The organism is Vibrio sp. 1401 (genome assembly GCF_033340295.1).
Genome location: NZ_JAWOWF010000033.1, coordinates 33,594 through 55,201 on the forward strand (window position 1 = coordinate 33,594; position 21,608 = coordinate 55,201).

The window sequence follows — 21,608 nt, forward strand, 5'->3', positions numbered from 1 at the left end:
AGGGGGCAGCGAGCTTCTTCGCTGCTCTTTAACAATTTAAATGATTTGAGGTATCAAAATGAGTAACTCTATTTTTGTGCGTACTAACTCTGGTGTAGCGAATGTGTTTGGTGGCAAAACGGTTCTTCCGTCTGAAGATCTGCTGCTTATTCTGGGTGCAAGAGGCAATCTAATCGTTGCTGAAACTGGTGAAGAGGCTGAGTCATTGTTTAAACAGGTATCGAAGAAGATGAAACCTGAGAAGAATAAATGCTTCATGTTAGAAAGCGGTGGCTGGATTCATGCAGATACGGTTGGCGGTGCTTTCATCTCTCCAAAGTCGGGTGCATTGTTGATGACGGTGGTAAACAGTGACAACTTGCTTGCTATGTTTACGCCTGAAGAATTCACTGACCTCGAAGGTTTGCGTGACGCGATTACTGAAGCCTTGCTGACGTACAGCGAGGGTAATGACCTACCTATGATTACTTGGTCAGATTTTAAGTAATTATCATTGTAAACCTTGCAAAAAGACGCCTTAGAGCGTCTTTTTGCGTTTCTGGAGAGTAGTTATATGAACGAAACATATGATTGGTTAGAGCAGGCTTCTGACTTAAGCATGGACAACCTAGCAACATCCGGTTGGACCGAGGAAGAAGCGGTAAGTGCTTGGGGTGAAGCTCAACCGAGTGAGCCTGCTTCTTTTGATGGCGTTAAGCGTAAAGCTAAGCCAATATTGCTTCGTAAACCTAAAAAGAAGAAGCAAACCAAGCGTAAAAAGCGAAAGGCAACACCGTTCTTTGAACGTCCCGTGATAGCCATGGATACTGAGTATGTAGAATCTAAATGCGGAGGCTACAACCGTATCTTGAGCTACCAATTCGCGGTTCTGTTCCAGGACAAGTTATCAACGGTTATCTTGTTTCCTGAGTCGACCAAAAAATCGGGACGGCTAGCACTGGACAAATGCTTGGTTCAGGCTATCGAAAAAGCGATGGAAGATGAAGTACTTGATAAGTGGCCGACTGACATCATTTTGTGTGCTCATTGGCTATCGGCTGATTTGTTTAACTTCAGCCAAGCTTTTGACCAACTGAAGACACATGTCAAAGGTTTACGTAAGACGGTGGCGAGTCTTGATGACGTATACGGACTGGAACTCGATAAAGTCATGTCTCGACGTATCGATAAAGAGCCTCTCAATGTTCACGACAAATCCCGCAACCGACACACCTTGTATATCACGTTCTACGACACCATGCTGCTTTCGCCCAATGGATCGTCACTAGCCTCTGTCGGAGAGCTATTGAAGATTCCAAAGGTAGAAATTCCAGAGCCGTACTCTATCTCTCGAATGGATGAGTTTCTGGAAGCACAACCGGAGAAATTCGCTGAGTATGCAATTACTGATTCAATTATCAGTGCTCGTCATTTCGAGCGGGTTTCTTCCTTCTGTCAAAATACACTCGGTCTAAATTCGGTTCCGTTCACCATCGGTGGTATCGCCGTTAAAGCCTTTGTGAATAGCTTAGAGGATAAACGCGGTTATCGTGGTTTGTTTGGCTTTGAGAAGGTGACTAAAGAAGTGTGGCCGTCTGATCGAACTAAGCCCCTAACGATAACTCGTGATGTACCTGTAACAGCTCGTATGACGTTGGAAAACTTTGCGACTCAGTGCTATCACGGTGGTCGCAATGAGTCATTCATCGCTGGCCCCACGGGTATAGATACATGGCGTGATTACGATGTTCCATCATGTTATTCGGCGATTACGCTAGGTCTGCGCGAGTTAGATTACGACCAGATGTACATGACCAAAGATCTTAATGAGTTATTGGGTGATAAATGTGCTTTGGCTTGGGTTGAGTTTAAGTTCCCTGAACATACTCGCTTCCCAAGTTTAGCCGTTCGATCTGAGTATGGATTGATATTTCCGCTATCGGGTGAAACGCACTGCACTGGTCATGAGCTTGAAGTTGCTTACAACCAAGGTGCGGAAATTACCATTAAGCAAGCGTTTGTAGTGCCTTGGAAGAATGACGTTCGTATTTTCGAGCCGTTTATGAAATGGGGGCGAGAACGCCGTAAGTCATTCGTTAAAAATAGCTTTGATGAAAAATTGACCAAGGAGATGTTAAATAGTTGTTATGGGAAGCTAGCTCAATCGTTACGCCCAAAGAGGTCGTTCGATATCCAAGCTGGTTACTCTACGCAACTACCACCATCGACTTTGACCAACCCATTTTTCGCCGCTTACACGACTGGCTTAGCTAGAGCCTTGTTGGGGGAAATGCTTCATAGCATCCCCGATGACAAGGTTGTTGTTTCAGTGACGACAGATGGCTTCCTGACTAATGCTGATCTGAATGAAATAGACTTAAAAGGTCCTATTTGTCAGCGGTTCCGAGAGCTCTACCACCGTATAGACCCAACTGGCGGTGAAGTACTAGAACTCAAGCATCAAGCGAAGCAACTTATCGGTGCTAAGACTCGTGCTCAGTACACCGTTATCGAAAGTGAAGGCTATGAGCCGATACTGGCTAAAGGTGGCGTTAAAGTCGATCCAACCATCAATTACCAAAGTGCTTATATGGTGGATAAATATTTAACCCGTAAACCAGGAGACAAAGTTGATGGTAGCTACCTGACACCGAACCGGATGCGCTTTTTAGAGCATAAGGATCTGATGTTGGAAAAGCGGTCTATCTTCCTGAACATGGAGTTCGACCAGAAGCGAGAACTATTGAATCCGGTGATGATTGATGTGCAAGGACGTAAGCATATCGCGCTTGAAACCAAACCACACAAGTCGTTGGATGAGATGCTGTTTACAAGATTGCGCTTTGATCGCTGGCGCAAGTCCCATGTTCTAAAAGATGTTGATGATTGGTGCTCATGGCAAGACCGTTTGGTAATGGCAGAAAGCACGAGTCACAAGGACCTGCGTTTAAAGGCTGATGAGACTTCGGACAGCTTAATGGCGCGCTTATTCTTGCGTTTCTACGCGCAAGAGCAAGGTGGTATGAGCAAGAAGCAGATTAGCGCTAAAGCATTAGCTGAGTGGATGACCGATATTGGCTATCCAACCAAAGCGACCGCAGTACGTAGTGCTAAGAATACCAAACTGATTGAAGGCGCTGTACCGATGACAGAGCTGACCATCAACTTAGCTCGCTTAATAGTCTCGAAGTTTCCTGACTTCGAAGTTGAAATCCTCTTCAACCCTGAATCTCGTTCCTCACTGCGAGAAGCTCTCAACGCCCGTTGAGATCGTAAATATTGACCTATCGAAAGCCCTTATCTCAAAGGGCTTTTTTACCAATCAATCATTGCACCGTTGGGGATATAAGAAACCCAACCTCACACGCAATGACATTTATTCAAATTCACAGCCGTCATTCCGGCGGCAAACTCAATAAAATTTTAAGGAGCATTATTATGGCTAATAAAAAATTTAACTTTTACGCATCGGTAAACAACAACATAGCTCGTATCGTAAAAACATGGTCTGAATGCGAGAAAATTATTGCTAAACCTGGTGGTAAGAAGAAGGGGGCTTACACCTACAAACAAGCCGAAGAATGCTTGCAGGAGCTGGTTGCTGAACGTGATGCTCGCCTTGCACGTAGTAAGCCTAAGAGAAATCGATACAGTAATTCTCGACCAAAAGAAGATTTAAGCTTTTTGAGTACTTTCACAGCAAGACCTACGAAAAAGACCATTACCTGTAAGCTTGGTGTTGGCGGTAAGGGTTCGACTGTTTCGGTTGTAGGTGGTGACACGCAAGTATTTGAAGTTAAGAAACCTACAGTTTCGGCAATGCGCTACCAGCTCTGTATGCACACATTAAACATCGCTAAAAGTTTGCTAGATCAGGAGGTGAGTTCTATCGAGATTAAAGGGATGGATGCCGCGACGATAAAAACCCTCACTGAATGGGCACCGAAGTGGAAGCAGCAGAACTGGGTGAAACCTAACGGAGAGCCTAGACCGAATGCTGAACTCGTGCGCGACATGCTGGCGTTATATGAGCAGATTAAATCTAAGGTCAGCTTCGGCGAGGGTATAGCTCAAAAAGCTCCTGTAGACGATGATGCGCCGTTTTAAGACCTATTTTGAGTAGTAACCATGCAGAGGTCGTCTGGCTTGTCCAGGCGGCCTCTGTATGGTTTTATGCTTAGCAAATTGAAAAGAGATAACAATATGAAAAATATCTATGAAATTGAGGGTGTTGAGTTCCCTTCTCGCACTGCTGCTGCGCGTCACTATGGCTTGAACCCCAAGCTGGTTAATGAGCGCGTTACTAAGTTCGGCTGGACACTAGAGCAAGCCCTTGAGCTAGAAGCACGACCTAAAGGCGACTACCGCAAGAAAGTTGTTATAGATGGCACTGAGTACTCAAGTATGCGCCAAGCAGCTAGAGAGCTAGGTGTGGCGCAAAGTACGCTGATGAACCGCATAAAGGCTGGCATACCTGTAGAGGCTGCGCTTTCGGCTTACCACGCCAACCGAGAGAAACTAAAAGGTCAGTCCAAACCTATGTTCTACGGTAACAAACTTTACCCGTCTGCGCGCCATTTGTTGCTTGCTCATCCTGCACTGGTTGCTGGTGGTGATTTGGGTAAGGCCGTTACCTCGCTGAATGACAAGGCTCGTCGAGCTAAGAATCAGGGCGGGGTTCGTAACCTATCGTTGGATCAAGTTGCCGCTGAGTTTGGTCTTCCGAAAATTGGGTTTGCTGATGAGTTTGATGGTTTTGTTGAACGGTTAGTGGAACAAGTTGGTGAAGCTGTTTTGACCGAATTGTTCTATGAGCTGAAGTAGTCCGAATTGGTGTTTTGAAGGGAGTAGTTGCGTTGAGTGGCTGCTCCCTTTTTTGTTGCCTGTGTTTTGAGTTGGTGAGCCTGTTGCCGGAAGAACTGCGCAGTAACTATTGCCGTCTCTATTTATAGTTGTGGGGTGAATATGGCTTAAGGCTTAGCGCTGAGTGGTTGCTGAGATGCTTCTATATGTTTAGTTTGCGTACAGGTGGTGGTGTGGTTACCAAGATTTCAGAAGAAAGACTCTAATTTAGTGACCTAGCTTTCAGTATGTTGATACTATTATATATGACAATGGTTGATCATTGCTGATTAATTGAAAGCAGGAATAAGATGAGTTTTTTAGATAAAGTTCCAGTGGTTAGCTCATATCGACAAAGTAGTGAGGCTGATGAGATTGTTGAGAGAGCTAAATCCCGTGCTAGAAGAGCAGAGCGAAGACTTGCTGATGCTCAAAGTGAGTCAAAACGAATTGTAGATGAGTTGGTGGATGATAAACTTGAATACACAGATAAGCTAATACCCACAGCTCTAGAAACCTTGAGAAAATGTCAGAAGATCAATGAACTAGATAGTCATGTTGGGAAGCAGGCCTATATCCAATTCGATAAAACAGAAGCTCCTCGACTAAAAGCACAAGCTATAGAGTTTAAAGATGTCGCTAAGACAGGTGTAAAAGGAACCACTACAGGTGCCGCATTAGCCTTAGGTTCTATGAGCGCTGTATCAACACTCGGTACTGCCTCGACAGGTACTGCTATTGCTACTTTATCTGGAGCCGCTGCACAAAATGCTACATTAGCTTGGTTTGGCGGTGGTGCCATTTCTGCTGGTGGAGCTGGGATGGCGGGCGGAACCTTAGTTCTTGGTGGGATTGCTCTAGCTCCATTAGCTGTGTTTGGTGCTGTAAAATATGCAAAGCATGCTGAAAAGAAAATGACCGCAGCTGTAGAATACAGAAATGAAGTTAAAACATATGTTGAGAAAACTGATGTTTTAGTAGAAGTTGCATTTGCAATGAACTCTCACGTTCAATCATATCAGAAAACACTTAGAAAAATTGCTGATAGGCTGAAGGGGCGAGAGAAGCTATTGACAGATGCTCTTCAGAACCAAGAGTCAGCAAACACTATTAATAGGTATAAACTTGAGGTCATTTTACTTCTTAAAACACTAAAACGCTTGATGGCTATAGACCTTGTTGACAAGCAGCAGCAACCTACCCAGAAGTCGTTACACGCCATTAATAAGGCAACCGCATTAACAGATGAGTGCATAGCATCTTTTGTTGATGATATGGTTAGTGGTCAGAAAAGCCTTAATGAAATGAAAGGGCAACAAAGCGTAGCGACTTATTTCTGGTTTTCCAAAGAGAATAAACAACGTACAAGCATTTATTCTAAAGAAGATAAAGACACCTTACTCGGTTCCTTACTCGTGATACCTGTATTCGGGTGGCTTTGCTCTTACTTGTTGGATATTCACTGGGATTTTTTTGGTACAGCAAGTGGCTTTATCGCTGTAGTAATGTTTCTTGTAGCCTTTGATACCCTCACAAAAGGGATCTTTAGTAAGATCATCGAAGTCTTGATCGTTGGCTGTCTGGGTTTTGCCATTTACTTTTATGGTTGGGTACTATGAAGAATTTAATGAAAAAGTTTGCCGGGAAAAGTAATCCTTTAATGTTGGCTGAAGCTGGTAGCGAGCTTTATAACGCATTTAACGATTACACCAAAGTCGTTGAAGAGGAAAAGACAAAGCGTCTCGCTTCCGACAATATTACTAAAGTCAATATCGAGGGGATTAGGGCTCAGAAGGATATTTTATTAAATGCTATTAATCTACACCATGAAACTAACAAGCAGGCCTTGGATAAAATGTTTGATGTAGTTGATAGTGCTTTAGAGTCCGGAGATAACCAAAAACTCGAGCTAGCCTTAAGCGCTATGGTACATATAACGCAAAATGGAAATCTCCAACAAATATCACAACTGATGCGTGATGTACAAAATCCGAACCAGGTAATTGATATCTGAACAATATCGAATCATCATCACTCCCTTCATTAGGACTTATATTGCGGTGTGAACATGTCGCGCCGCACAACCCATTTTTGCCCCATTTAGCGTTACAAATCCATCACGCAGGCTGGGTCACGCAACTTGCGTGATAACTTACCTTTGCCCCATTCAAAGTTAGAATTAGGGATCATGCTTGTATCGAATATCTGTTTTGCAATAATTATTTTTAATGATGCTGTTGATTTCAATTCAGCCTTTCACTTTTTATGTCATTGATTTTATGGACAATAAAAATCAATCAAGAAATAGATATCTATTATGTTCATATAGTGTATAGTGTCAGAAGCTCAAACGATGAGCTATTAGTAAAATATTTAGTTCAAGATCTTCTCAGTTTTTATTCGATTAAATTCGTCATATTTATCCTGCGATACCTTTTTCTTCATTCCTTATTTAGTAGCTTTCTTTTTAACTTAATCAATGTATCGAGATATATTATGTCAAATAAATCAACAGGCTTAGTAAAATGGTTTAATGAATCCAAAGGTTTTGGATTTATCACTCCTGATAACGGCGGTTCTGACCTATTTGTTCACTTCAAATCAATTGTTAGTGATGGCTTCAAAACATTATCTGAAGGCCAAAAGGTTTCTTTTGTTGTTGAACAAGGTAACAAAGGTCCTCAAGCGGATAATGTTACGTTAGTGTAAGATATTTATAAAAAGTCTCTTCTGTCGAGGAGACTTTTTTACTTTATTTTTTAATAAAGATTCTGAACGTTCGAAATACGAATAAAATAAATTTTGGGATCGATAAGATAAGAAGCAATATGAGAAAACCAGTAAGAAAATCAAGCAAGAAAACACAGAAAAACAACTTCGAAGAACGATTCGCTGCGATGGTAAAAGAATATCAAGAAGCGAAAGAAATTCTCGACTCTATGACTGAAAGTTCATCAGAATATTTAGCACAGAAAAAAGCATGCGATAAACTTTTTGCAAACGCGGAACGATACATTAATAAGAGATAATGAATTGAAATGGCTTTATTCTAATCTGAATAAAATCATCTTTCTTAGCATCAATAGGATGATATATGAGTAAGTCACCTAAAGCGACACAAAAGCAGAAGCAATTTAGTATTAATCAGAAAGGGATTAAACGAATACCAGAAGAGTTGAAAAAAATGGGTGTTCGCAAACGCATAGAAGAGATTGAAGAACAAAAAAAGTGGGATAAAGAGTGGGGACTATGAGTTCACGAAACCTCTCTGAGCTTATCAATACGACACTCCTCTTACATTCCGAAAAGCTGAGCAACTTGGACCGAGACATGCTGACAGGTTTACGAGATCAACTTAATCGTGAGCAAACCTTGTCAGACAAACGATCCAAACTGTGTCAAAGGCTACTACGAAAAACGAATCATGATTGCTAACCAACGTCAGTCTTCACAGCTATCTACCCAGCTATCATCAAGCATCAAGCGTTATTCGACTTAGCATCTGATCCATTAAATCTCTAATCTTAATTAGTATTGCACCCTCTGGCTCATGATGCTCAGCTGAGCGCTTGGCGTTCGTTAGACTTTTCATGAAGATAGTTTCGCTATCCATCACGGTGTGTTTTAGGTCGGCATGGTCCTATTCCTTTTGAGGAGACGTAGTGGTGTGATGCTTTCAATATGGCATTGTTTCACGCTTAAACGTTCGAACTGACTTGGTTTCTGCCTAAAAGCTGGACTAGGCAAGCAACTGATTATCAAGGAGTATGGACGGCAAAAAAAACCATCATAGAATGGTTATTACCTCATCTCACAAACCTGAGCACTACGAGTATGTTTCATCGCTCCTACAGTTTAAGCAACTTAACGTTCCACTTGTCATAATATGATGTGTGCCCCAGATATTTCGTGGTTGCTATTCCCAAAGCTCATCTGTTGAAGAGCATAGTCTTTCTATGAGCAACCTTGTACAAACCTTACATTCAATATAATAAAATTTTTTTAGTGTATGATTCGCACTTTTTTAACTTAAACCAGATCTTCTTTCTACCGTGATTTTTCAAAGTAGTTCCTCCAAAACAACACCAGTCTCACCATTAGCAATCCTTTGGAGAAGGCTATTCATCTTTATTTTTTTATGTATTGATGTTTCTTTATTTTGAATATATTTGTTTTTATTATTTCTATTCTCATTATTAAATATTTGATTAGACATATTATGCCCCTTTATAAAAAATTATAATTAAGGTGCACTGAACATAAGTATTTTTAGGATAGGTAATTAAGGAGATTACAGAGAGAAACTTGCTAGGGATTACGCTGGAAAACTATCTTTATATTTTATCTTGAAACAAATCTTTGTCAGAGCAACTACCTCGCCAGGCGTATGACGAGGCAGTGTAAATTCAATTGTAAGACTAAATAGTCGTTACATTTTCTGCTTGAAGGCCTTTAGGACCTTTACCTACAGTAAAGGAAACCTGCTCGCCTTCAATAAGCTTCTTAAAGCCATCGCCTAAAATGCTTCTGAAATGAACAAATAAATCATCGCCATTTTCTTGAGAAATAAAACCAAAACCTTTAGTTTCGTTAAACCACTTTACTGTACCAATTACTTGATTAGACATATTATGCCCCTTATAAAATTAAAATTAAGGTGCACTGAACATAGGTATTATTTTAGGATAGAGCATTAAGGAGATTACAGAGAGAAACTTGCTAGGGATGACGCTGGAAAACTATCTTTATATTTTATCTTGAAACAACTCTGTGTCAGAGCAAAGCCCACTATACAGATTAATTAAAAAAAATATACCTTTATTTTAAATTAATTTTTATATCATCTATTCAAACGCATTTTATCACAAAGGGTTCATCTTGATTCCGACGTTTTGCAGTTGGGAACATTAAGTAATAAATCAATACTGCCAAACGGCCTTTTTTGAGAGAGACTTGCTTGCGGCTGCCAAACTCGCCTTTGTCCAACGGCTTGCTGACGGGGTAGATCATCGTAACGCAAAACTGCCCCAAAATCATTCAGAGCTAATACTCTACACATTTTCGGGGCGTGTACTTCCCCTACCAAAACTAATTCGATGGTACGTAACTTAAACGCAAAACTCTGATTTAATTCTAACAATGAACAGTTAATTCAATACATACCAAAGTTGGTATAGCACAACTGAATTCGTTGATTCCACTCAGCATTTAGCAATGTCTATAGAATTATCTTGATACTTAGAAAGTACAAATGTATATTTTAAACACTCCTTTACGCGTTGGTTTTGTTACAAACAGAACTTGTCGGGCGCATCGCCAGACAGTAATTTATTGTGGACATTTAGGGTTGCGCTTCAGCACTTTCCGCACGATCCTTCGTTCCTCAGGAGCGCACGAAAAGTCTTCAGCGCATCCTTTAGGTAAAGGCACTTATAAGGCAACCATTGGTTGCCTTATCTTTAATTAGCAATAGCTTATGTAGAAAATGACAGAAAACACATACAGCAGCGTTACAGAAACTATCTTTAGTGATCTCAATCATTCAAACTTTTCTGTCAACTTCAGTACCCCTCCTATTATTTTTGTCTGTGGCGGACCTATGACTCAGGTTGCTGCAAGTGTGAGAGAAAGAGTTTTTACTTACTTCGCAAAAGACACTACAAGCAACATCACAGATCACCTAATTGCAGCAGAAGACTTTAAAGACTATTTTAAAGATGGTGCCTATGATGACCTTATGGAGTTTGAAGATGATATCGCTAGCATATCAACTCTTGTCGTCATATTTCTTGAGAGCGCCGGTTCACTTGTTGAGCTAGGGCTGTTTTGCAATCGAATTGAGCTCAAAGATAGATTGATAGTTTTTGTGCCAGCTGAAGAGCTTGAAGCTAAAGAAGATAATGAACCAGCATACTCTTCGTTCATTTACCTAGGTGCGATTCAGAGTCTTAAACGACGCAATGATACGTCCGTCATGATTTATCCGTGGGCAAATACCGAATCTCTAAAATATGATGAGCTTGATTTTGTAGTAAGTGATATCAAGGATAAGTTGGGAAAAGTTAAAAAGACAGATAAGTTCGACGTGAAAAACTCAGGACACATGTCTTATCTTATTCACGACATAATTCGTCTATGTGAGCCCATAAAACTAAGCGAAATAGAAATGGCTTTAATTTGCTTGGAAATCGATTACCCCACAAGAAATGTCACTAAGTGTTTATATTTGCTGGAAAAATTTAAGCTTGCTTCTCCCTATGAGTACAGTGGTTCTAAGTACTATTACGTCAATGACGAATCACTATCCAAAATAAAATTTGGTAAATCTAGAAAAGGAAAAGTACTCGATGCGCCTAACTTGAAAATGGAAATCAGGAGTTCATTTAATCCTGTTTTTATGAAAACAGAAGATGAAAAAGAAATAGAAATTGCAAAAAAAAGATTTAATGCTCTAAAACGTATAGTTCAAATAAGGAAAGCCAATGACTAATCTATTTGAAACATTACAAGAGCAACTATCCCTTTCGGATGACGAACTGTTATCTTACCTTCATACAGTGCCTCTCCGCTACAAACGCTACTACATTGACAAGCGTAATAGCACTGAAAAAAGGCTAATAGCTCAACCTTCCAGAACAGTAAAGATACTCCAAAAGTATGTTGCTTCCGAGTTGGAAGAAGTTATCCCTGTTCATCAATCAGCTATGGCCTACTGTAAAGGCAGGGGAATAAAAGAGAATGCTAAGAAGCACGCACACTCTCGCTATCTGTTAAAAATGGACTTAAAGCGCTTCTTTGACTCCATTACTCCGACTATTCTTTCTGATGTAATAATGAAGCACGGTATCGAATTGAGTGAAAAAGACTACATTCTCGTTAGTCAATTATTTTTTTGGAAACTAAGAAGAAACAGTCCTCTGCGCTTGAGTATTGGAGCACCTAGCTCTCCTTTTGTCTCAAACGCAATCATGTACTTCTTTGATGAAGAAATCTCAAAACACTGTGAAGAGCTTAATATCGTTTACACTCGTTATGCCGACGATATGACATTCAGCACCAATAAGAAAAATGTTTTATTTGAATTAGAACGCACTGTAGTCAAATTACTTAGATTGAACTTTGGAAAAGACATCAAGGTTAACAAGGAAAAAACCGTACATTCATCTAAAGCTCATAATCGACACGTTACTGGAGTCACTCTGTCAAACACGGGAAAACTATCTATAGGTAGAGAAAATAAGAGGAATATTAGGGTAAGTATCCATAGGTTCATTAACGGAAAAGCTAATGATAGGGATGTGCAAACTCTAAAAGGAAGTTTAGGGTTTGCAAAACATATTGAACCTGAATTTGTAAAGAGCCTCGAAGATAGATACGGTGTAGAAACCATCAAAAAAATCCAGACATTTGATATTTTGCCATAGGATCTCATTGAACCAGACCTATAATCGTAGACTGTTTTTGTAGTGGATAGTGGGTTTGGCTACTTAATCAGAGTTTTTGCAATACCTAAGGTAATCCGTCAAATGCTATTTTAGTGAGGTATATAACACGTTGTTGTCCAAAAGTGAGCTGGGAACATATTTCAAATCTGTACTCTACGTGTGCAACAAAGATCCAATGAAATCCTATTTCATGGTCCTTGATATCCAAAGAAATCCTCTTAAATGCAAGTAATTACAAGTGCTTAAGAGGAATTCAAAATCCGTTGCCTTCGGGCGTGGCGGTTCAAGTCCGCCCACCGGTACCATATTAGAAAGGTCGCTTTTATAGCGGCCTTTCGTCGTTTTAGGTGTTCGTAAATATCAAAAGAAAGTTAGCGTTGCCTTCGCGGTGGCGGCAGGAATGCCAGTCCAATCAACTCCGTCCACCGGTACCATATTTTAAGACAGAGCCTCGATGAAAGTCGGGGCTTTGTTGTATCTGGATCTTCAAAACAAAAAAAGCGCGAGGGGTATGCCTCGCGCAAACTACTACATGGTGATAGTAGGAACAGCCTATAGAGCTGTGAACAAGGTATTTTGAGTGTTCGGAGTCCAGTCTGCTTGGGACACGTGCGGTACATCAACTAGATAACGCAAACCTTGATAAGTCACCACATCACCTTGTTTATAGGAAACATTCTGAGTCCAGTTAGTGGCTGGGTCTGCATTTGTCCAAAGGCTAGAGGTTAGAGACGGTGCCCAATCTTGTTGCGCAGTATGGTTTGTTACAGCCTGGTATACAGTACCTAGGTGTAAGACGTAATCGCCAGCGTCGTAGTTATGACCAACTTGCCAGTTCGGTGTGTAGTTATCCATTGTGTCGAAGTCATAACCCGCTTGTTTTGCTAACTGTATAAACTTAGCGAGCTTAGGTAGGTTTTGCGTTGCCCCCATGCCACGCTTACCATCTTCAAATAGGAACTCGTGAGTTAATACGATAACTTTATCTGCGTGTAAAGGTGTACCACATGGGAACTCTTGAGCTTTGGAGTTGATCGGGTTAATCGTTGTTGGTGCACAAGTGTTTAACGCGGAATCCACATATCCAAGAAATGCTTCTGCTTCTGTAAGGCTGTTTGCTGGCATTTCAATGCCCCAATTTTCGGGTGCCCAGTCCACATCCCAACCGTGAGTTTGATAGCCGTTATTCGCTAGGATATTTTGAACCTCGATAGCTGCTTTTACACTGTTGGATGGGTTGGATGTATCGCATACATATCCTGGTTCCCAAGGTTTCAGGTCATCAGACGTGGCACATAACCCATCTGCTTTGAAGTCTTTCGTCACGCGCCAACCGTTGGTGTAGGGCAGTCTAGCAAACTCTGTTGCCTTGTAGTTCGGGTAGCTTGTAATGTTCGGCAAATACTTTGCTAACACAGATAAGTTTTCCGTAAACATTGAGGCATCGTAAACAGGGTCTTGATACGAGTTAAGCTGGTGGTCCCCGGTCGCATTACACTCCGCAGCACTGTTCGGTCCAAACTCATCCACGCAGTTGTGCACCATGTGATCGTAACTGTGGTTCGCAACAATATGACCAGTGTCTAATGCGAGCTTTAAGGCTTCTAGGGAACGGTCTTCATTTTCATCACCAATTCCATCTAAATGCCAAGCATTAAAGTAAAACGTCGCTTTGATATCTTCCTGGTTAAGTACTTGAATAACGTCAATAGATGCATTGATTGGTCCATCATCAAACGTTAGATAAATGGTGCCTTTAGAGTCGGTTTGAGCAAATGAGTGTTGTGATAGTGCGGCACTTACAAGCGTTGCAATAGCCAATTTATTAAATTTCATTCTCTATTCCTTTTAAGAAATTAATAACGACGTTGTCAGTAGTAAAATATTGATAATTTGAAACTTAATGTGATGTCTTAAATTATTTTATGACTTTTATCCTAGACCTAAATAATTACAAAAAAATAGGTGGTATTTTCTAAATTGGGATTGTGTTCACGAATAATGCAACCGGTTGCGCTTTTTTGTCTTGGTTATTTTTGCTACAGTTTTTACAGGTTGAAATTTACACAACGGGAGTAAGGCTATGAAAAAGATCCTTTTATGCTGTAGCGCAGGGATGTCCACCAGTATGCTTGTTAAGAAAATGGAGCAAGCTGCTGAAAATAAAGGAATTGAGTGCAAAATTGATGCAATGTCAGTGAATGCGTTTGAAGATGCAATTAAAGAGTACGATGTTTGTCTTCTCGGGCCTCAAGTACGTTTTCAGCTAGAAGAGCTAAGAAAAACGGCGCAAGAGCATGGTAAAAACATTGATGCTATTTCTCCTCAGCATTATGGAATGATGAAGGGAGAAGAAGTACTAGAGCAAGCATTAGAATTAATTAACTAAACTATAGTTTTAAATTAAAAAGATAACTGTACATCAAATATAAATATTTGATGCGGGATTCTTTTGCCTAAAATAAGGATGGATTCTATGAAGCTTTATGACGCAATTATAGGCGCAGTCGAAAAGCATATAGCCCCTATAGCAGCTAAAGTGGGGAATCAGCCCCATGTTCGCGCAATGAGAGACGGTTTTATTGTCGCAATGCCGTTTATTATTGTCGGTAGTTTCATTTTGATTTTTGCATTCCCCCCATTTGCCGAAGATACAACCTTTACTTTTGGTCGAATTTGGCTCGATTTCGCCACTACACATTTTGATACCATAATGATGCCCTACAACATGTCGATGGGGATCATGACCATTTTTGTTTCGCTGGGCGTTGCTTATAGTTTAGCGAAGGCTTACAAGATGGATGGGATCACGAGTGCTGTATTGTCACTAATGTCTTTTTTACTCATTGCGGCCCCAGCTAAAGATGGCGCGTTGTCTATGTCTCACATGGGCGGAACCGGGATCTTCACCGCAGTGATGTGTGCATTTTTCTCGGTGGAGCTCTACCGTTTTATGAAAAAGCACAATATTACGATTCGCATGCCAGAGCAGGTGCCACCGGCGATTGCGCGATCATTTGAAGTATTGCTACCAGTCTTAGCGATATTCATTACCTTATATCCACTTAGCCTTTTCGTACAAACCCAGTACGACATGCTGATTCCAGACGCTGTTATGGCTATCTTTAAACCGCTAATTAGTGCGTCTAACTCATTGCCTGCCATTATTGGCGCTTTATTGCTTTGCCAGCTACTTTGGTTTGCGGGTATTCATGGTGCTGCAATTGTTGTTGGACTGCTTTCTCCAATCTTTTTGACCAACATTGGTGCCAACATTGAAGCCTTTGTTGCAGGTGAACCGATTCCAAACGTATTTACTCAACCGTTCTGGGATTTTTACATCTTTATTGGCGGCTCTGGTGCAACACTTGCTCTTGTTATGCTGATGTCGTTTAGCCGTTCTGTTCACCTTAAGAGCATTGGTCGAATGAGTGCGGTGCCTGGCTTTTTCCAAATCAACGAACCTGTGATCTTCGGTAGCCCAGTTGTGATGAACCCGACCTTGTTTATCCCGTTCGTCTTCGCTCCAGTCATCAACGCTACGATTGCGTACTTTGCTGTGCATGTCGGCTTTGTGGGTATGGGTGTCGCTACAACACCTTGGACAACACCGGCACTGATAGGTGCTTCGTGGGGTAGCGGTTGGACCTTTGCGCCAGTATTGCTCGTCATTGGTTTATTAATTCTTGATCTAATCATCTACTTCCCATTCTTCAAAATGTTTGAGAAGCAAATGTTGGAGCAAGAACTACCAACGACGAAGGAAACTAAAGGTGACACGCAGCCGTCAGGCGAAGGCGTTACTGCTTAACTGTGCTTAATGGGCCGCAATTACCGCGGCCCGATTTTCGGAGAGAAAATGATGGAACAAGAATTGGTTGTAATGGAGATCATTTGCAATGCTGGTGAAGCCAGAAGTTTAAGCTACGAGGCATTGCGTTTATCTCGAGAACAAGATTTTGAAGCGGCTGATGAGAAGCTCTCTCAAGCAAGAGAGTGTATTAATAAAGCCCACTTAATACAGACTCAGCTTATTGAAGAAGATCAGGGAGAAGGGAAAGTCCCGATGACGTTAGTGATGGTGCATGCTCAAGATCACCTAATGACTACGATTTTGGCTCAAGAGATGGCTGTAGAAATCGTCGCACTGAACAAAAAAATCTCGAACAAATAAAGGGGGATGAAAATGTCTAGAGAGGCGATCAAACTTGCCATTATTGGCGGTGGTAGTAGCTATACCCCGGAATTGGTTGAAGGGGTTATTAAGCGCTTAGAATATTTACCCGTTAAGAAGATTCATTTTGTGGACATTGAGTCAGGAGCTGAGAAGCTTGAGATCATCAAAGGATTGGCTCAGCGAATGGTCGATAAAGCCGGCGCAAAAATTGAGATAAAAGCCGGTTTCGATCGCCGTGCTGCGATAAAAGATGCAGATTTTGTGATGACGCAGTTTCGTGTTGGTGGCCTTGCTGCACGCGCTAACGATGAGCGAATCCCAATCAAGTACGACGTCATCGGCCAAGAAACAACGGGCCCTGGTGGTTTTGCTAAAGCACTGCGAACCATTCCGGTCATTCTTGATATCTGTAAAGACATTGAAGAGTTGGCTCCAAACGCATGGATGCTCAATTTCACCAACCCAGCGGGTTTAGTTTCCGAAGCGGTCAGTAAGTACACCAAAGTAAAGAGTATTGGTTTATGCAATGTGCCCGTTTCAATGGAAATGATGATTGCAGAAATGATGGAGTGCGAGCCAAAAGAGCTACAACTTGAGTTTGCTGGGTTAAACCATCTCGTGTGGGTACACAAAGCATGGCTCAATGGGGAAGATATTACTCAAACGGTATTAGAGAAAGTCGGTGATGGTGCCAACTTCAGTATGAAGAATATCTGGGAAGAACCGTGGGATCCGGCATTTCTAAAAGCACTGGGGGCGATACCATGTCCTTATCATCGCTACTTCTATCAAACTGATGCCATGCTTGCTGAAGAGAAACAAAGTGCCGATGAAAAAGGCACTCGTGCTGAGCAGGTAATGGAAACAGAAAATGCGCTATTTAAGCTCTATCAAGATCCTACCCTCGATCATAAGCCGAAAGAGTTAGAGGAGCGGGGTGGTGCTTATTATTCTGATGCATCACTGAACCTAGTTGATTCAATTTATAACAATCGTAATAGTATTCATGTTGTTAACGTTTTAAATAATGGAGCGATCAACGGCCTACCTGACGATGCTGTGATTGAATGTAGTGCCGTGATTGGTAGCTGGGGGGCGAAACCTCTTGCGGTTGGCGAGTTGTCAAACAATATCAAAGGATTACTCCATCAAGTTAAAGCGTATGAGCAGCTAACAATAGAAGCTGCTGTCGAAGGTAATTATAACAAGGCGCTTATGGCATTAACCAATAACCCATTGGTGCCTGACATTGGCCGCGCCAAGTCAATCCTGGATGATATTCTGGCGGTGAACGCTCCGTATTTACCTCAATTTAAACTAACGACGTTGTAAAACTAAGGAAGGGCGCCGATGAAAGTCATTTTTAATGCTGATGATTTTGGTTTAACGAGAGGTGTAAATAGCGGCATCGTTAAAGCTCATCAGCAAGGTGTGGTTCATTCAACCACCATGATGGTGGGTATGGATGCTGAGCAACATGCCTTAGAACTAGCTCGCCATAATCCAGACTTGAAAACTGGCGTTCATCTTAGGTTTACAGCAGGTGTGCCTATAACGAAGCATCCTAACTTGACCAACGGCCGATCGCACTTTATCAACTATGACGAACTTTGGAGTAAGCAGGACTTCGAAACTCAGGTCGTTTATGATGAAGCAAAAGCTCAGGTGGAACATTTTTTATCGCTTGGGTTAGAGCTAAGCCACTTAGATAGCCATCATCACGCGCATACTCACCCTCAAATTTTGCCCGTTATTAAAGAAGTAGCGAATGAATACCGAGTGCCACTGCGGGGCACTGGCTTGTGTCAAGAATCGATGACAATCAGGTATATCTTTACTGATGAGTTTTATGACCAAAAAGTGAGCTTGGATGGTTTAATGACACATTTATTGAGCTTAAAAGCTGACTATGACTTGGTTGAGGTGATGTGCCACCCGGCAGAGGCCGATCAGGCGCTTATCTTAAAGAGTGGCTATGCGCTTCAGCGAGAGCTAGAGTTACAAGTTCTTACCTCTCCCATTTTAAAAGAACAGTTAGCTCATCATGGTATAGCTGTCACGGATTACTCTGAGCTCGTTTCTACCAATCAAATGGTCGGTGTATGATTAAAGGCTGCCAGCTTCGCCCCCTATAAGCACCTTACGAATTGCTGGCAGCCGTTCTACACAAACGGATATTTAATAACAATTGCAGTTGGACCCAATAGCATTATGGCAAGGATTAAAGATGTCGCCGAACTCGCCGGTGTAAATCGCTCTACCGTTTCTCGAATCATTAATGGGGAGGGGAAGTTTCGCGAAGAAACTCGAAAAAAAGTAGAGCAAGCTATGGCGCAACTGAATTATCGTCCCAGTGCAATTGCTCGTTCACTCGCAACCTCATCCAGTAATATGGTTGGGTTATTGGTGACTTACTATACGGGGGGCTTCTTTGGCGAGATGATGGAGCAGGTTCAAACCGAGCTGGATATTCATAAGAAGTTTTTGATTACAGCTCAAGGCCATCATTCTGCACAAGGTGAAAAAGAGGCAATTCAGCGTTTTAATGATTTACGTTGTGACGGCTATGTACTTCATAGTCGTTATTTGTCAGATGATGACTTACGTGAATTAGCTAAACAACCAACACCTTTCGTTCTCCTGGATCGCTACGTGGAAGGAATAGAAGAGCGTTGTGTTACCTTTAACCATCATCATGCAAGCCGTATTGCCGTTGAGCACCTTTTAGCTGGTGGTCATCGAAAGATTGCTTGTATTACCGGTCCATCCCAACGTCATAACAGTGTATTGAGAAAGCTTGGGTATATTGATGCAATGAAGGATGCTGGTATAGATATTGATGAAAGCTGGTGTGAAGAAGGGAATTATGGTCGGCAAAGTGGTTATGATGCAATGGCTGCAATTTTACAACGACACCCTGATGTGACGGCTGTCTTTTCGTGCAGTGAAGAAATGACGGTTGGCGCAATGCAGTACTTACACGAGCACAGTATTTCTGTACCAGAGCAAATCTCATTAACTAGCTTTGACAGTGTTGATCTTTGTGAAAGTCTTTACCCTACAGTATCAGCAGTGCACTTTCCTATCAGTGACATGGCCCGTGTAGCGGTACAAACGTTAATGGGGCTAGTCAAAGAGCAAGAAGTAATAGACAAGCCAGTGTTCGAGGCCAAGCTTAAAATACGCAAAGCAGATCGCTCCTTAAAGTAGCTTACTTCTATCTAATTAAGTGAGTCGCTTAGAAATAACGGTTTGATGTTTTGCTAGTTACTGATGAATTTATTCACAAAATTTACTAGTATTCTAACTCTCTTAAGAAATATAAATCAGTAGTGAATAAGTGGCAGCCATTAAACTAACGGTCGATCGTATTCAACCCGGATTACATATCCGTCTTCCGCTAAAGTGGAACGATCACCCCTTTCTACTCAATAGCTTTAAGATTAAAGACCAAGAGCAAGTCGAGATGATCCGCCACCTCGGCGTAAAGTTCGTTTACTTTAATCCAGAGCAAAGCGATGCCGTTCCACTCCCTGTTGATCAAAGACAAGCTGACAGAGTAACAAATGAAGCGTCGTTAGATCATGAAACTCAAAAAATGTGGCAAGAAAAACAGAACCGCATAGAAAAGTTAAGTGCATACCGTCGACGCGTGATTCAGTGTGAAAAAGAGTTTGAGCGCTCTCTGGCACGTATGCGTTCAGTCATGACTAAAATCCGTAACCGTCCGACAGCAGCAGTTGATGAAGCAAAGCTTCTTATTGAAGATATCGTCGAGAAGTTAATGTGCGATGATAATGTTACGTTACATCTGATGAACGGAAAAAATGAGTTTGAAGATATTTATTTCCACTCATTGAACGTGGCTGTTATCTCGATGATGATTGGCCGTGCTAAAGGGTACTCAGCAGCACAGTTGAAAGAGCTTTCCTTCTCCGCACTATTCCATGATATCGGGAAAATAAAAATCCCGACTGCAATATTAAGAAAGCAACTACCTCTAACAGAGCCAGAAACCAACTACTTAAAGTTGCACACTAAATATGGCGTCGATCTTGCGAGTCAAATCGAGGCTTTTCCCGAAGTCGCGAGAATTGTGATCGCGCAGCACCATGAGCTAAGAGATGGGTCTGGTTATCCTAAAGGCCTGAAAGGAGATGAGATCAACGAGTTTGCTCAAATTATTGCTGTAGCCAATGCGTTTGATAACTTGTGTCATACACCGATAGTCTCAGATCAAAAGATTCCTTATACCGCACTCTCTCATTTATATAAGAACTGTAAACACCTATATAAAGAAGAGAACCTGAACATCCTAATTAAGTTTATGGGCGTGTTTCCTCCGGGTACCGTAGTTCAGCTTTCTAATAATATGGTCGGCCTGGTTATCTCAGTGAATGCATCGCATTTATTATTCCCGAATGTCTTGGTTTACGATCCATCAGTACCAAGGACGCAAGCGCCAATCATTGATCTTGCCTCAAAAGATATAAAGATAGTTAACGCGATTCATCCGTCAAAATTACCGGATAAAGTAAAAGAGTATCTAAATCCGCGTTCGCGTATTTCTTATTTCTTTGATAGTGATGAGTAGTTATCCACAGCTTTTTGTGGGTAAATTGTATAAATCCTGAGTGTTATTTCTGGGTAATTTTAGGGTTGGATGGAAAGTATCCATTTGGCATGTTTTTTTAGAAAAAATGCATTTTTAGTATTGCCAAAGAAAATCTTCTCCCTATAATGCGCATCCATCGACACGGCAGACGCCACAAGGCTTTAGCAGGGTCGAAGAGGTAAAAAGCTTCTACAAAAAATTAGTTTAAAAAAGTGTTTGACACTAACAACTAAATCGCTAGAATGCACCTCCGCTTTGAGAGAGAAACTTCTCGCAAAGCAAGCTCTTTAACAATATAGACCTATCAATCTGTGTGGGCACTCGTTGATGATAATCCAATTAGATACCTCGGTATCAAATTAGGTTTCAATGAAACGAAGTGACCATTTGAATTGGGAAGCAGCCTTGAGCTGTTTTGTTTTACTTTTTCAAAAGTAAAAACCAATAAGAGCACAGTCAATTCAAACATTACTTTATGTAATGTTCAGTATTCATTGAGCCGAACAAAATCTTAAATTGAAGAGTTTGATCATGGCTCAGATTGAACGCT

The 21,608-nt window shown here is 41.4% G+C and carries 21 protein-coding genes; 18 read left to right on the top strand and 3 right to left on the bottom strand.

The window, feature by feature from the left end; translation table 11 throughout:
• Window positions 1-58: 58 nt before the first annotated feature.
• The 9 genes from R7Z77_RS16345 (at window position 59) to R7Z77_RS16385 (ending at window position 8,074) form a co-directional block, all read left to right on the top strand.
• The gene (locus R7Z77_RS16345; RefSeq protein ID WP_318136751.1) at window positions 59-487 is read left to right on the top strand and encodes a hypothetical protein; all 429 of its coding nucleotides are present in this window, start codon (window positions 59-61) and stop codon (window positions 485-487) included.
• Window positions 488-553: 66 nt separating this feature from the next.
• The gene (locus tag R7Z77_RS16350; RefSeq protein WP_318136752.1) at window positions 554-3,247 is read left to right on the top strand and encodes a hypothetical protein; all 2,694 of its coding nucleotides are present in this window, start codon (window positions 554-556) and stop codon (window positions 3,245-3,247) included.
• Between the two features lie 170 nt (window positions 3,248-3,417).
• A complete protein-coding gene (locus tag R7Z77_RS16355; RefSeq protein WP_318136753.1) occupies window positions 3,418-4,086 on the top strand; it encodes a hypothetical protein in 669 nt (222 codons plus the stop codon).
• 96 nt (window positions 4,087-4,182) lie between these two features.
• The gene (locus R7Z77_RS16360; protein ID WP_318136754.1) at window positions 4,183-4,803 is read left to right on the top strand and encodes a hypothetical protein; all 621 of its coding nucleotides are present in this window, start codon (window positions 4,183-4,185) and stop codon (window positions 4,801-4,803) included.
• Between the two features lie 329 nt (window positions 4,804-5,132).
• Entirely contained in the window at window positions 5,133-6,440 is a 1,308-nt protein-coding gene (locus R7Z77_RS16365; protein ID WP_049884468.1) for a hypothetical protein, read from the top strand.
• Window positions 6,437-6,835 (top strand): hypothetical protein, encoded by a 399-nt coding sequence (locus R7Z77_RS16370; protein ID WP_029838635.1) that lies wholly within the window; start codon window positions 6,437-6,439, stop codon window positions 6,833-6,835. The genes R7Z77_RS16365 and R7Z77_RS16370 overlap by 4 nt, the downstream gene beginning before the upstream one ends.
• A 482-nt stretch (window positions 6,836-7,317) precedes the next feature.
• Window positions 7,318-7,530 (top strand): cold-shock protein, encoded by a 213-nt coding sequence (locus R7Z77_RS16375; RefSeq protein ID WP_005380667.1) that lies wholly within the window; start codon window positions 7,318-7,320, stop codon window positions 7,528-7,530.
• Between the two features lie 119 nt (window positions 7,531-7,649).
• On the top strand, window positions 7,650-7,850 hold the full coding sequence (locus R7Z77_RS16380; RefSeq protein ID WP_020196715.1) for a hypothetical protein: 201 nt from the start codon (window positions 7,650-7,652) through the stop codon (window positions 7,848-7,850).
• A gap of 65 nt (window positions 7,851-7,915) precedes the next feature.
• The gene (locus R7Z77_RS16385; protein ID WP_180760439.1) at window positions 7,916-8,074 is read left to right on the top strand and encodes a hypothetical protein; all 159 of its coding nucleotides are present in this window, start codon (window positions 7,916-7,918) and stop codon (window positions 8,072-8,074) included.
• An 807-nt stretch (window positions 8,075-8,881) separates the two neighbouring features.
• Here R7Z77_RS16385 and R7Z77_RS16390 read toward each other — a convergent pair.
• Together R7Z77_RS16390 and R7Z77_RS16395 are read right to left on the bottom strand one after the other, a co-directional pair.
• A complete protein-coding gene (locus tag R7Z77_RS16390) occupies window positions 8,882-9,037 on the bottom strand; it encodes a hypothetical protein (protein ID WP_318136755.1) in 156 nt (51 codons plus the stop codon).
• Between the two features lie 202 nt (window positions 9,038-9,239).
• Entirely contained in the window at window positions 9,240-9,449 is a 210-nt protein-coding gene (locus R7Z77_RS16395) for a cold-shock protein (RefSeq protein WP_005380677.1), read from the bottom strand.
• Between the two features lie 857 nt (window positions 9,450-10,306).
• Here R7Z77_RS16395 and R7Z77_RS16400 point away from each other — a divergent pair.
• On the top strand, window positions 10,307-11,311 hold the full coding sequence (locus tag R7Z77_RS16400) for a retron St85 family effector protein (protein WP_248487034.1): 1,005 nt from the start codon (window positions 10,307-10,309) through the stop codon (window positions 11,309-11,311).
• Window positions 11,304-12,245: a retron St85 family RNA-directed DNA polymerase gene (locus R7Z77_RS16405; RefSeq protein WP_248487026.1), complete on the top strand. Its 942-nt coding sequence runs from the start codon at window positions 11,304-11,306 to the stop codon at window positions 12,243-12,245. Before R7Z77_RS16400 ends, R7Z77_RS16405 begins: the two co-directional genes overlap by 8 nt.
• 573 nt (window positions 12,246-12,818) lie before the next feature.
• On the opposite strand, the gene R7Z77_RS16410 is transcribed toward R7Z77_RS16405, so the two are convergent.
• The gene (locus tag R7Z77_RS16410; protein ID WP_033906214.1) at window positions 12,819-14,102 is read right to left on the bottom strand and encodes a carbohydrate-binding protein; all 1,284 of its coding nucleotides are present in this window, start codon (window positions 14,100-14,102) and stop codon (window positions 12,819-12,821) included.
• Window positions 14,103-14,349: 247 nt separating this feature from the next.
• Here R7Z77_RS16410 and R7Z77_RS16415 point away from each other — a divergent pair, with 247 nt between their 5' ends.
• From R7Z77_RS16415 to R7Z77_RS16445, 7 genes are all read left to right on the top strand, one after another.
• The gene (locus R7Z77_RS16415; protein ID WP_025767645.1) at window positions 14,350-14,655 is read left to right on the top strand and encodes a PTS sugar transporter subunit IIB; all 306 of its coding nucleotides are present in this window, start codon (window positions 14,350-14,352) and stop codon (window positions 14,653-14,655) included.
• Between the two features lie 87 nt (window positions 14,656-14,742).
• The gene (locus R7Z77_RS16420; RefSeq protein ID WP_005381064.1) at window positions 14,743-16,077 is read left to right on the top strand and encodes a PTS sugar transporter subunit IIC; all 1,335 of its coding nucleotides are present in this window, start codon (window positions 14,743-14,745) and stop codon (window positions 16,075-16,077) included.
• A 51-nt stretch (window positions 16,078-16,128) separates the two neighbouring features.
• Window positions 16,129-16,440, top strand: coding sequence for a PTS lactose/cellobiose transporter subunit IIA (locus tag R7Z77_RS16425; protein ID WP_031777269.1), 312 nt, complete (start codon window positions 16,129-16,131; stop codon window positions 16,438-16,440).
• Between the two features lie 12 nt (window positions 16,441-16,452).
• Window positions 16,453-17,775: a 6-phospho-beta-glucosidase gene (locus R7Z77_RS16430; protein ID WP_033906216.1), complete on the top strand. Its 1,323-nt coding sequence runs from the start codon at window positions 16,453-16,455 to the stop codon at window positions 17,773-17,775.
• An 18-nt stretch (window positions 17,776-17,793) separates the two neighbouring features.
• A complete protein-coding gene (gene chbG / locus R7Z77_RS16435) occupies window positions 17,794-18,549 on the top strand; it encodes a chitin disaccharide deacetylase (protein WP_033906217.1) in 756 nt (251 codons plus the stop codon).
• Between the two features lie 105 nt (window positions 18,550-18,654).
• Complete coding sequence (locus R7Z77_RS16440; RefSeq protein WP_033906218.1) at window positions 18,655-19,653, top strand: LacI family DNA-binding transcriptional regulator; 999 nt, start codon at window positions 18,655-18,657, stop codon at window positions 19,651-19,653.
• A gap of 130 nt (window positions 19,654-19,783) precedes the next feature.
• Window positions 19,784-21,037: an HD-GYP domain-containing protein gene (locus R7Z77_RS16445; RefSeq protein WP_005381029.1), complete on the top strand. Its 1,254-nt coding sequence runs from the start codon at window positions 19,784-19,786 to the stop codon at window positions 21,035-21,037.
• Window positions 21,038-21,608: the final 571 nt, after the last annotated feature.